The 11,825-nt window shown below is 71.8% G+C and carries 11 protein-coding genes; 5 read left to right on the top strand and 6 right to left on the bottom strand.

From position 1 onward, the window contains the following. Window positions 1–119: 119 nt before the first annotated feature. Window positions 120–1,235 carry a substrate-binding domain-containing protein gene (locus AB0F10_RS08035; RefSeq protein ID WP_360621270.1) on the bottom strand — a complete coding sequence of 372 codons (1,116 nt, stop codon included), beginning with the start codon at window positions 1,233–1,235 and terminating at the stop codon, window positions 120–122. Between the two features lie 172 nt (window positions 1,236–1,407). Next, window positions 1,408–2,586: an NAD(P)/FAD-dependent oxidoreductase gene (locus AB0F10_RS08030; RefSeq protein ID WP_360621268.1), complete on the bottom strand. Its 1,179-nt coding sequence runs from the start codon at window positions 2,584–2,586 to the stop codon at window positions 1,408–1,410. A gap of 54 nt (window positions 2,587–2,640) precedes the next feature. Here AB0F10_RS08030 and AB0F10_RS08025 point away from each other — a divergent pair, with 54 nt between their 5' ends. Then, on the top strand, window positions 2,641–3,237 hold the full coding sequence (locus AB0F10_RS08025; RefSeq protein WP_360621266.1) for a PadR family transcriptional regulator: 597 nt from the start codon (window positions 2,641–2,643) through the stop codon (window positions 3,235–3,237). Here the strand turns inward: AB0F10_RS08025 and meaB are convergent. Then, window positions 3,234–4,199: a methylmalonyl Co-A mutase-associated GTPase MeaB gene (meaB, locus tag AB0F10_RS08020; protein WP_360621264.1), complete on the bottom strand. Its 966-nt coding sequence runs from the start codon at window positions 4,197–4,199 to the stop codon at window positions 3,234–3,236. The two genes, AB0F10_RS08025 and meaB, sit on opposite strands and share 4 nt — an antisense overlap. Before the next feature lie 20 nt (window positions 4,200–4,219). Beyond that, entirely contained in the window at window positions 4,220–5,404 is a 1,185-nt protein-coding gene (locus tag AB0F10_RS08015; RefSeq protein ID WP_360621262.1) for an acetyl-CoA C-acetyltransferase, read from the bottom strand. 137 nt (window positions 5,405–5,541) lie between these two features. On the opposite strand from AB0F10_RS08015, the gene mce reads away from it, so the two are divergent. The 4 genes from mce to AB0F10_RS07995 all read left to right on the top strand — a co-directional run bounded on the left by mce (window position 5,542) and on the right by AB0F10_RS07995 (window position 10,591). Next, on the top strand, window positions 5,542–5,994 hold the full coding sequence (mce, locus tag AB0F10_RS08010) for a methylmalonyl-CoA epimerase (RefSeq protein WP_360621260.1): 453 nt from the start codon (window positions 5,542–5,544) through the stop codon (window positions 5,992–5,994). Window positions 5,995–6,274: 280 nt separating this feature from the next. Continuing rightward, complete coding sequence (locus AB0F10_RS08005; RefSeq protein WP_360621258.1) at window positions 6,275–7,570, top strand: DivIVA domain-containing protein; 1,296 nt, start codon at window positions 6,275–6,277, stop codon at window positions 7,568–7,570. Between the two features lie 233 nt (window positions 7,571–7,803). Further along, a complete protein-coding gene (locus AB0F10_RS08000; protein WP_360621257.1) occupies window positions 7,804–9,291 on the top strand; it encodes a Laminin subunit beta-1 in 1,488 nt (495 codons plus the stop codon). 115 nt (window positions 9,292–9,406) lie between these two features. Next, window positions 9,407–10,591 (top strand): AI-2E family transporter, encoded by a 1,185-nt coding sequence (locus AB0F10_RS07995; protein ID WP_360621255.1) that lies wholly within the window; start codon window positions 9,407–9,409, stop codon window positions 10,589–10,591. A gap of 7 nt (window positions 10,592–10,598) precedes the next feature. On the opposite strand, the gene AB0F10_RS07990 is transcribed toward AB0F10_RS07995, so the two are convergent. Then, entirely contained in the window at window positions 10,599–11,396 is a 798-nt protein-coding gene (locus AB0F10_RS07990; RefSeq protein ID WP_360621253.1) for an alpha/beta hydrolase, read from the bottom strand. Window positions 11,397–11,448: 52 nt separating this feature from the next. Continuing rightward, on the bottom strand, window positions 11,449–11,778 hold the full coding sequence (locus tag AB0F10_RS07985) for a hypothetical protein (RefSeq protein WP_360621251.1): 330 nt from the start codon (window positions 11,776–11,778) through the stop codon (window positions 11,449–11,451). Between the last annotated feature and the right edge of the window lie 47 nt (window positions 11,779–11,825).

The raw sequence follows: 11,825 nt of genomic DNA, 5'->3' as shown, positions 1-11,825 counted from the left end.
CGCCCGGTGAGAACACGCGGCGGGGCGGTCGGGCCGAGACGAAGAGCCGCCCGTGGCCGAGGGCCACGGGCGGCTGCGTTCGGGGTGCCACGCCGGTGCGGCACCGGCGCGGCGGGGCGTTACTTGATGCCGTTCTCCCGGCACAACTTCTCGTAGCGGCCCGAGCAGACGGCCTTCTTCTCGACGAAGCCGTCCTTGATGACGATGTTGATGTTGTCGATGTAGATCGGCTGCGGGTTCTCCAGGAACGACTTCACGTCGTCACCGGACTCGGGGTCCTTCACCTCGTCCGGCGCGGTGACCTGCTCGCCCTTGTAGAGCTTGATGGCCAGGTCGGCGGCGGCGTCGGCCTCCCGCTTGATGGCCTTGTAGACCGTCATGCACTGGTCACCGGCGAGGATGTTCTGCAGGCCCTGCGTGGTCGCGTCCTGGCCGGTCACCGGGACCTTGCCGTTCATCTTGCTGTCCTTCAGGACACCGATCGCCGCGTTGGCCAGGCCGTCGTTCGCCGCCAGCACCCCGTGGATGTTGTGGTTGGTCTGCGTCCACATCTCCTTGAAGACGGTCGCGGCCTCGTCGTTGTCCCAGTCGGCGACCGACTGGTCCGGACCCTTGACGAACGTGCCGTCGTCGAACTTCGGCTGCACGATCGCGTCGTAGCCGGCCTTGAACAGGGTCGCGTTGTTGTCCGTCGGCGAGCCGTTGAGGTCGGCGATCACCGGCTGGGAGATCTTCTTCTCCTTCAGGCAGCGCACGATGCCCTCGCCCTGCAGCGTGCCCACGGCCTCGTTGTCGAAGCTGACGTAGTAGTCAGCGCCGCCGTTGAGCGTGAGCCGGTCGTAGTCGATGGTCTTGACGCCCGCGGCCTTCGCCTTGTCCAGCACGGCCTTGCCGGTGCCGGAGTCCAGGTTGACGATTATCAGGACCTTCACCCCGCCGGCGATCATCTCGGAGGCGATCTGCTGGAACCGCGCCTTGTCACCCTCGGCGTTCCGGATGTCGACGGGCACGTCCGCGGCGTCGAAGGCGGCCTTCAGCAGCTTCGGGTCGTCGGAGCCCCAGCGCTGGGAGGTCTTGGTGTCGGGCAGGATCACGCCGACCTTGCCGCCGCCCCCGCCGCCACGGGTACCACCGGTGTCGGCGGCGGCGCCCTCATTGCCATCTTTGGTGCAGGCGGCCATGCCACCGAATGCGATCATGCCGACCGCAGCCAGAGCGAGCATCTTCGTACGCATCGCGACTTCCTCCCGGGCAGAGGGCGGCAAGGTTACCAGGCATCCGCGCTGCGTAACCTAATGATCGTCAACGAAACTTTATGGATATACGTCGCTACCAGGGGTCACCCCCGAGGCCGCACACATCACGGATATGGGAGACATCCCCCGGTGCCCCGGATCGCCGGGCCGCTCAGGCCCGGAAGTCGTGTATCCAGGCCTGCGGATCACCCTTGCGATAGATCAGCCGCATGACCAGGGGGGTCAGCGCGTCGCGGATCAGCGCACCGACGGGGCCGGCGGTCTTGGTGCTGCCGGTGCGCTTCCCGTACGCGACGACCTTCTCCACCCGCTCGCGCCGCAGCCCCTCGTAGTCGGCCAGCGCGCCCGCGATGTCGTCGCGGGCACCCAGGCAGCGCCCGAGCGTGACCGCATCCTCGATGGCCATCGAGGCACCCTGCCCGGACGAGGGCGAGACCGCGTGCGCGGCGTCGCCGATCAGAACGGTCCGCTCGTCGCGCCAGACCGGCACCCGCGGCAGGTCCCAGGTGTTCCACGGGCCGACGATCTCGTCGCTGGCCCGGATGAGCGCGGCGGCCGGCACCCCGTCGGCGGCGAACAACTCGAGCAGGTGCTCGCGCCAGGACTCGGGGGTCCACTCGCCCGGTTCGGCCGGGTGCTTGCGCGCCGGGTTGGCGAACCACCACACCGAGCCGTCGGGCGCGGTCGCCCAGCCGAAGAACGCCCGCCGCCCGAACGCCATCTGCATGACGCCGCGCTTCGGGGCGGCCGCCGGGTCGACCGGGCCGGAGGTGAAGCCGCCGGCGTTGAGCAGGCCCAGGTAGCGCGGCGCGGGCGCGTCCGGGTCCAGCGCCGTCCGGGTACGCGAGTGCAGGCCGTCCGCGCCGACCAGCAGGTCGCCGTCGGCCGCCGAGCCGTCCTCGAAGTGCGCCGTCACCCCGCCGGGCCGCAGGGTCCGGCCGACCAGGCGCTTGCCGTACGCGATCGGGATGCCGCGGCGCTCGGCCTCGCCCCGCAGGGCCAGATAGAGGTCGGCGCGCCGGATGGTGGTGGTCGTGGTCCCGTCCGGCCACGGGCCGCCCAGCGGCAACTCGGCGAGGCGCCGCCCGGCCGAGTTGCGCAGCGCCATCGCCGGCGTCGCGAAGCCGGCGGCGAAGAGGCGCTCCGGGTCGAGGCCGAGCGAGCGCAGGGCGGACAGGCCGTTGACGGCGACGGTGAGGAACGCGCCGCGCTCGTCGGCGGCGCGCTCGTGCGCCTCGTGGATGAGCGGGGCGAACCCGGCGCGGTGCAGCGCGATGGCGGCGACGGTGCCGGCGATGCCGCCGCCGGCGACGATTGCTTGCTTAGTCATAAAATGACTATGCATGCCATGACTATGGTTTGGCAACCCCTTAGTCTGTGGACCATGAGCTCTGCGGAACCGCGCCGGTCGACGCTGGCGATGGTGCTGCTGGCACTGCTCGCCGAGGCGCCCATGCACCCGTACCGGATGCAGCAAATGATCAAAGAGCGCGGCCAGGACCAGCTCGTCAACGTGGCGCAGCGCAACAGCGTCTACCAGGCGCTGGACCGGCTGGTGCGGGAAGGCCTGGCCCGGCCCGGCGGCACCACGCGCGAGGCCGGCCGCCCCGAGCGAACGGTCTACGAGATCACCGACGCGGGCGCCACGACGCTGCGCCGGTGGCTTACCGACATGCTGCCGACGCCGGCCCGGGAGTTCCCGGAGTTCCCCGCCGCGCTGGCGTTCCTGCCGATCCTGGAACCGGCGGAGGTGCGCACGCTGCTGGAGCGGCGCATCGTCGCGCTGCGGGAGAAGGTCGCGCAGATGCGGGGGCAGGCGCCGCCGGGGCTGCCCCGGCTCTTCCTGATCGAGGACGAGTACCGCGCGGCGATGCTGAGCGCCGAGCTGGCCTGGCTGGGCGCGCTGGTCGACGACCTGGCGTCGGGCCGGCTGAGCTGGGACGAGAATCTGATCCTGGAGACCCTCGCCAAGTTCGGCTAAAGGCCCCTGATCAGTTCCTCGGCGGCCGCATAGGGGTCCAGCGCGCCGGCCGCCACCCGGGCGGCGAGGTCGCTCAGCGCGGTGCCCTCGCGCAGGGAACCCAGCCGGGCCCGCAGCGTGCCGAGCGCGATGGCCTCGACCTCGGCGGCGGCCCGCGCCTCGCGGCGGTCCCGCAGCCGGTCGGACGACTCCAGCCAGGCGCGGTGCTTCCCGATCGCGGCGACGACGTCGTCGACGCCCTCGCCCTTGACCGCGACGGCCCGCACGACCTGCGGCCGCCACTCGCCCGGGCCGCGCTCGCCGAGCGAGAGCATCCCCTGGATGTCGCGGCAGGTGGCGTCGGCGCCGGGGCGGTCGGCCTTGTTGACCACGAAGACGTCGGCGATCTCCAGGATGCCGGCCTTGACCGCCTGGATCGCGTCGCCCATCCCGGGCGCGAGCAGCACCAGCGTGGTGTCGGCCAGGGAGGCGATCTCCACCTCGGCCTGGCCGACGCCGACGGTCTCGACGAGCACCACGTCGCAGCCCGCGCCCTCCAGCACCCGCACGGCCTGCGGCGTCGCGGCGGCGAGGCCGCCCAGGTGGCCGCGGCTGGACATCGAGCGGATGTAGACGCCGGGGTCGGTGGTGTGGTCCTGCATCCGGATCCGGTCGCCCAGGATCGCGCCGCCGGTGAACGGGCTGGACGGGTCGACGGCCAGCACGCCGACCCGGCTGCCCGCCTTGCGCAGGGCGCGGACCAGCTCGTTGGTGGTCGTGGACTTGCCGACGCCCGGCGAGCCGGTCAGGCCGACGACCTGTGCCCGGCCCGCGTACGGCGCCAGCGCGGCGGCGACCTCGGGGAGCTTGGGGTCGCCGTTCTCGACGAGGCTGATCAGGCGCGCGACGGAGCGAGGATCGCCCTCGCGCGCCCGGTTCACCAGCGTCGGTATGTCCCGGCCGGGACGCGTTGAGGTGGTCACCCTGGAATCCTGCCCCACGATCAAGCGGTGGGCACCTTGATGAGCAGAGCGTCGCCCTGGCCGCCGCCGCCGCAGAGCGCGGCCGCGCCGAGCCCGCCGCCGCGCCGCTTGAGCTCCAGCGCGAGGGTCAGCACCAGCCGGGCGCCGGACATGCCGATCGGGTGGCCGAGCGCGATGGCGCCGCCGTTGACGTTGACGATCTCCTCGCTCACCTTCAGCTCGCGCATCGAGTGCAGCACGACCTGTGCGAAGGCCTCGTTCATCTCGATCAGGTCGAGGTCGCCGACGGAGAGGCCGGCCTTGCCGAGCGCGTGCTTGATCGCGTTGGCGGGCTGAGCCTGCAGGGAGTTGTCCGGGCCCGCGACGTTGCCGTGCGCGCCGATCTCGGCCAGCCAGGTGAGCCCGAGCTCCTCGGCCTTGGCCCGGCTCATCACCACGACCGCGGCGGCACCGTCGGAGATCGGCGAGGCGCTGGCGGCGGTGATGGTGCCGTCCTTGGTGAACGCGGGGCGCAGCGCGCCGAGCGACTCGGCGGTCGCGTCGGGGCGCACGCCCTCGTCGGTCTCGATCACCGGGTCCACCTCGCGCAGGCCGGTCCGGACCGCGACGATCTCCTCGGCGAAGTGGCCGTTGCGCTGGGCGGCGGCCGCACGGCGGTGGCTCAGCGCGGCGAAGGCGTCCTGCTCCTCGCGGGTGATGCCGAGGCCGGCGCCGCTGATCTCGGTGGCCTCGCCCATCGAGATGCCGTCCCACGGGTCCATCAGGCCGTCGTAGGAGGTGTGGTCGCGCACGACGATGTCGCCGTACTTCTTGCCCTGGCGCTGGCCCATCAGCAGGTGCGGCGCGTTGGTCATCGACTCCATGCCGCCGGCCACGACGATGTCGAACTCGCCCGCGCGGATCAACTGGTCGGCGAGCGCGATCGCGTCGAGGCCGGAGAGGCAGACCTTGTTGACGGTCAGCGCCGGCGTCGTCATCGGGATGCCCGCCGCCACGGCGGCCTGCCGGGCGGTGATCTGGCCGGTGCCGGCCTGCAGCACCTGACCCATGATCACGTACTGCACCTGGTCGGGCGCCACGCCGCCGCGCTCCAGCGCCGCCGCGATGGCGTGACCGCCGAGGGCGGTGGCCGGCACGTTCTTGAGGTTGCCGAGGAGGCGGCCCATGGGCGTACGGGCGCCGCTGACGATCACCGAGCTGGTCACGGGAGGCTTCGCTTTCGGGTTGCGGCGGCCGGGGCCGGGTCACCGGCTCGGCACCTGAACGATGGTTAGGGTCAGCCTAGCCGGACACCGAAGCGTTACCCATCGGGGATGGCCGCGAGAATGTCACACTCTCCGACATGGAGTCACTTAGCGATCTGGACTCGCTGCCCGAGGTCGGCCTGCTCCGCGTGGACCACGTCGGCATCGCGGTCCCGGACCTGGACGAGGCCATCGCCTTCTACGCGCAGATCTTCGGCATGCGCTGCGTGCACGAGGAGACGAACCAGGAGCAGGGCGTGCGCGAGGCGATGCTCGCCGCCGGCGACGACGGCACCGGCGCCCGGATCCAGCTGCTCGCGCCGCTGCGGCCCGACTCGGCGATCGCGAAGTTCCTCGACCGCAGCGGGCCCGGGCTGCAGCAGCTTGCGTACACGGTCGCCGACGTCGAGGCGACCAGCGCCGCGCTGCGCGCCCGGGGGCTCCGGCTGCTCTACGACGAGCCGAAGCGCGGCACGGCCGGCTCGCGGATCAACTTCGTGCACCCGAAGGACGCCGGCGGCGTACTCGTCGAGCTGGTCCAGCCCGCCTGATTCGTCAGCCTTACGGGTGAAACGTCCTGACTGTGCCCCCGGGGCCTGGCAGGATCGTCACCATCGAGGAGCGCCGACCGGCGACCCCGCGTGACGATCTACCGATTCCGGATAGCACAGCAGGTAGTGGCGCGACGACACTCAGCGGGCAGGCCCGCCGCGGTGCCCTCCGAACGGCCGGCATCGCCTCTTGGTGGCCAGGCCGAAGGTGATCTTAGGCCGGAATACCAGGCCCGTACGCTCTTGCGTGGCCCCCTGGGGGGTCTGCCAGTATGTCCCAATGCCCCAGCAGCAGGATGCCAATCTCAAGTTCTTCGAGACTGCAAATTCGCAGACCGACTTCACCGTCGTGCTGCGTGGATACGACCGCCACCAGGTCGATGGCCACCTCGGCCGGGTCGTCGCCGCCCTGAACCAGGCCGAGCAGGCCCGCGGCGAGGCCGAGCAGCGGATGAACGACGCGCAGCGCCGGCTGCGCCAGGCGGAGCAGCGCCTCAACGCCCTCGAGCAGAAGCTGGCCGACAGCACCAAGCTCCTCGAGGAGAACAACCGGCCGACCCTCTCCGGGCTGGGCACCCGGGTCGAGCAGATCCTGCGGCTCGCCGAGGAGCAGGCCAACGACCACCGCAACGAGGCCAAGCGGGAGTCGGAGGGCATCCTCTCCGCGGCCCGGCTCGAGGCGCGTGAGATCACCGACAAGGCCCGCGCCGAGGCCGCCGCCATGAAGGCGACCGCCGAGCGCGAGGCGGGGCAGGTCCGCACGCAGGCCGAGCGCGAGTCCGCGGAAAACCGGGTGCAGGCCCGCCGCGAGGCCGACACGCTCCGCTCCGACGCCGACCGCGAGACCAAGCAGCTGCGCACGGTCACCGCGCACGAGGTCGCGGAGCTCAAGTCGACAGTGGAGCGTGAGGTCGCCTCGCTGCGCGCCACCGCCGAACGCGAGATCACCCAGCTGCGCGCGAAGGCGGCCCGCGAGGCCGAGGAGAAGCGCGCCGAGGCCACCAAGATGCTTACCGACGCCCGCGACAAGCGCGACAAGGACCTGCAGGCCCTCGCGCTGGAGACCGCCGAGCGCCGGGAGAAGAGCGAGCGCGAGGAATCCCAGCGTCACGCCGCCCAGGTGAACGCCACCCAGAAGATGGTGACCGAGGCCGAGGAGCGCGCCCGCGCCGCCGAGGAGCGCGCCAAGGAGATCGGTCAGCGCGCCGAGACCCGCCGCGTCGAGTCCGAGCGCACCGCCGTCGAGACGGTCGAAAAGGCGCGCGCCCTCGCGGAGAAGACGGTCACCGAGGCCCGCGGCGAGGCCGGCCGGCTGCTCAGCTCGGCCCGCACGGAGGCCGAGCTCACCACGCAGGCCGCCAAGCGCCAGGTCGAGGACCTGACCCGGCAGAAGGACGCCGTCACCAACCAGCTGGGCCAGATGCTCTCCGGCCTCTCCGGCCTGGTGCCGACGGCCGGCCCGGCGGCGCAGGCCGCCGAGGCCATCAAGCAGCAGGCGGAGGCCAAGCCCGAAACCCCGGCGCCGCGCGCGGCCGAGGCGGCCGGCAAGCCCGAGGCGGCTGCCAAGAGCAGCTGAGTCGTTTGCCACTCGGTCACCGGTTGCGCCACCCTTCGGCGTGCGTAACGGTTGAAATGATCGAGCCGGTTGTGCGAAGGCGTTTTTGCGGGCCGCACCGGAGCTCCTCCGGTGCGGCCCGTTCGTTTTCCTACGAAGCCCGAGCACAGACAATTCACAACCAGACGCCCACTCCCGCCAAGCCGGTGTGTATCGACACGACGCGGGACGATGCGTATGTGAGGATGGAAAGCATGTCGCACGGCGGGGAAATCTTCGGTCTCGGTGGAGACGCGGCCTCCGAGCCCAGCTTCGAGGCCGCCCTGCGGGGATATGACAAGAAGCAGGTCGAGCGCTACGTGGCCCGTGCCGAGAATGAGATCGCCGCGCTGGTCAACGAGCGCGATCAGGCATATTCGCAGCTCCAGGCGATGGCCGGGCAGATCGACCGCCTTCAGCAGGAGGCCGTCCAGGCGCGCCGCCAGCCCGGCGTCGGCGCCGAGGTCTCGTTCCGCCACCTCGGGCCGAAGGTCGAGGAGATCCTCGCCCGGGCCGAGGAGGTCGCCGCGGACATCAAGCGCTCGGCCACCGACGACATCGCCGCCCGCCTCGCCGAGGCGGACCGGATCCGCGCCGAGGCCGAGGCGCACGTCCACGACGGCCACCGCGACTTCGAGATCGCCCTGGCCGCGCGGCGAGCCGAGGAGGAGAAGGCGGACAGCACCCGGCGCGCCGCCGCCGAGAAGGCGGTCGCGAGCAGCCGCCAGGCCGCCGAGCAGATGCGCGCGGAGGCCGAGTCCACTCTCGCCCGCGCCCGCGCCGAGTCCAAGCAGCTCACCGAGCGCGCCGCGCAGGACGCCCAGCGGGCCCGCGCCGAGGCCGACGGCTACGCCAAGTCGACCCGCATGCAGGCCGACCAGGAGATGAAGGCGCTGCGCGACAAGACCCAGCAGGACGTCGCGAAGCTGCGCACCGATGCCGAGCGCGAGCGCGCCGAGCTGAAGTCGGACGTCGCCCAGGAGCTCACCCAGATGCGCTCGAGCGTCGAGAAGCAGTGCGCCGACCTGCGCAGCGAGGCCGACAAGTACGCGGAGGAGGTGCTGCGCCGCTCCGACGAGCAGGCCACCTCGGTCCGCAAGGAGATCGCCGCGCAGCAGGACAAGATCAACCGGGCCGGCCGCGACCTGGAGACCGCGCATTCGGAGGTCGCCGAGGCGGCGCAGAAGGTCGTCGCGGCGAAGGAGCGCGCCGAGGCCGCCGAAAAGGAGGAGGCGCGCGTCCAGCAGCGCCTGGCCGAGGTGAAGAAGGAGCTCGAGGTCGCGCTCGAGCATGTCGCCGAGGCGAAGCTCGCCGGGGAGGCCGCGGAGCGCCGCGCCACCGACGTGCGCCGCCAGGTGCAGAAGGAGGCCAAGCGGGTCGCCGAGCTGGCCGCCGCGGCGGTCCTCGCGGCCGCCGCGTCCCCGGGCGACGACGATGACGACGAGGACGACGGCGAGGAGCCGTCCGACCCGGGTCCGTCCCCGGCCGCAACGGCGTCCCTGCCGGCGACCGGTCAGGCCCAGGTCGGTCAGCAGTCGCCCTCGTCCATGACGTCGGTCGGCCAGCACGCCGCGCCCGAGTCGCCGGCGTCATCGGCCGCGTCCGGGCCGGCCGCCGCCTCCGCCGCGCCCGCGAAGATCACCGCCTCGGCCAAGGTGACCCCCCGCCCGGCGGACAGCCGGGTCGGCGTCGACGCCGATTGAGCGACGCCGGGTAGCGGGCTTTGACCCGTACCGATAAATTGCCGCCGGGACGTCCTTCGCCGCACCGGTCGCCGACCTCTGCACGGACGCCCTTCGTGCAGATGGGGAGGTTCCGGTGACGGCCCACGAATCCCGCCCGGTTGACGCCGACACCGACGCGGTGGCGCCGCCGGCCGACGATCCGGTCCCGGCAGCGGAGCCCGCACCCGCCGACGATGACGGCGACGCCGCCGCCGAGTCGCTCCACTCCGGCGAGTTCGGCAAGCCCGGCCCGCCGCTCAACAGGCGCAACCCGTTCCTCATCGGACTGCTGGGCGGGCTGGGGGTGATCACCGCGTACGGGATCTTCGTGGGCCTGCGCAACGCGGCCTCGATCCTGGTGCTGATCTTCATCGCGATGTTCCTGGCGATCGGCCTCAACCCGGCGGTCACCCGGCTGCGCAGCTGGGGCCTTCCCCGGGGGCTGGCCGTGACCGTGATGACGCTGTCGATCGTGCTGCTGCTCTGCGGCGGCGTGTTCGCGCTGGTTCCGCCGCTGGTCACGCAGACCGGTCAGCTGGTCGAGAACGCGCCCGGCTTCATCGAGAGCCTGCAGCGCAACGAGACGGTGAACGAGATCGTCCAGCGCTACGACATCCTGACCAAGGTGCAGAGCGCCGTGGGCACGGGCACCGTGACGAACGCGCTGGGTGGCGTGGTCGGCGGCGCGAAGCTGCTCTTCGGCACCATCTTCAACGTGCTGACCGTGCTGGTCCTGGTCATCTACTTCATGGCGGCCTTCGACCGGATCAAGGAGAGCGGGTACTCCCTGGTGCCCCGCTCCCGGCGCGACCGGGTCCGGCTGCTGACCGACGAGATCCTCGGCAAGGTCGGCGCCTACATGGTGGGCGCCATCGCGATCGCGGTGCTGGCGGGCATCAGCACCGGGGTGCTGGCGATGATCCTGGAGATGAAATACCCGTTCGCGCTGGCCGTGGTGGTCGCGGTCTTCGACCTGATCCCGCAGATCGGCGCGACGCTGGGCGCGGTGATCGTGAGCCTGGTCGGGCTGGCGACGTCGCTGACGACGGGCATCGTCTGCATCATCTTCTTCATCGTCTACCAGCAGGTGGAGAACTACCTGATCTACCCGACCGTGATGCGCAGGTCGGTGAAGGTGAGCGACGTGGCGGCGGTGACCGCGGCGCTGCTGGGCGTCGCCCTGTTCGGCGTCCTCGGCGCGCTGATCGCCATCCCGGTGGTGGCGGCGATCCAGCTGATCGTCCGCGAGGTCGTGAACCCCAGCATGGAGGAGAAGTAGCCCCGGCTCACTGCCCGGGCTTCGGCACCGGCACGTCCGCGAACGCCGCCACCGTGCGGTTCGCGTACGCGTTCATGTCACCGGACTCCATCGCGCCAGCCCAGGTGCGTGGCAGCGGCACCTCGACGCCCGGCGCCACCCGGCGCACGATCTCGTCGAGCACGGTCTCGGCGTCGCCCACCCAGAGATGCTTCGCGCCCGGCACGCCAACGACCTCCGCCTGCGGTATCGCCGCGAAGCGCGCCGTGGCCTCCTCGGGGCGCAGGTAGTCGTCGAACTCCGGCACCAGCGCGGTCACCGGCTTGCCGTCCGCCGCCCAGGCCGCCAGGTGCTCCTCGGACGAGAAGCGCAGCGGCGGCGACAGCAGGATCGCACCGGCGACCGCCGGGTCGAGGCCGTGCATCAGGGTGAGATCCGTGCCGAACGACCAGCCGAGCAGCCAGATGTTCGGCAGGTCGAGGAACTCCGCGTACTCGATCGCGGCCGCGACGTCGAACTTCTCCGCCGTGCCCGCCGAGAACTCGCCCTCGCTGGTGCCGCGCACGCTCGACGTGCCCCGCGTGTTGAAGCGCAGCACGGCGACGCCCGCCAGCGCCGGCAGCCGCCAGGCCGCCTTGCGGAAGACGTGGCTGTCCATCATCCCGCCGTGGGTCGGCAGGGGATGCAGGCAGACCAGCGTGGCCACCGGGTCGCCCGTCTCGGGCCGGGCCAGCTCGCCCACCAGGGTCAGCCCGTCGGCCGTGTGCAGTTCGATGTCCTGGCGGCTGGCCGGCAGGACGGAGTTCGCCCGGATCTGGTTACTCATGTGAATTGCCTTCAGTCCTTTTCTGGGTGGCGGGTGGGGCGGTCGGAGGGCATCACCCGTAGCGCGGGGCGTTGCGCGAGCGCTCCACCGTCGGGCCGCGCCGGTCGCGCGCCCGCCAGCAGCCGGTGTGCCAGTGCCGCCGGTCGCTCTCGTCGCCGCGGTCGTCGACCGGCCAGGCCACGATGTGCGCGACGCCCGGGCGGATCTCCTGGGTGCAGCCGGGGCACCGGTACGCCTTCACCGCCGCGCCGCCGAAGATCGACCGCACCATCCACTCGCCGTCCTGATACTGCTGGACGCCCTCGACGCCCTTGCGCGCGCCCTCGCCGGCGGCGAACGGGGACGGCTCTGGGCGGCGTGGGCGATTGCGGCGAGGGCTCACGAAATCAAGCGTACGTGTGAGGCGCGGCGGCCCTAATGCGACCTAGA

It is taken from the genome of Actinoplanes sp. NPDC026623, assembly GCF_040638275.1.
Classification (GTDB): Bacteria; Actinomycetota; Actinomycetes; order Mycobacteriales; family Micromonosporaceae; genus Actinoplanes.
The sequence above is the reverse complement of the archived record's forward strand: the minus strand, read 5'-3'. Positions and strand labels throughout refer to the sequence as shown.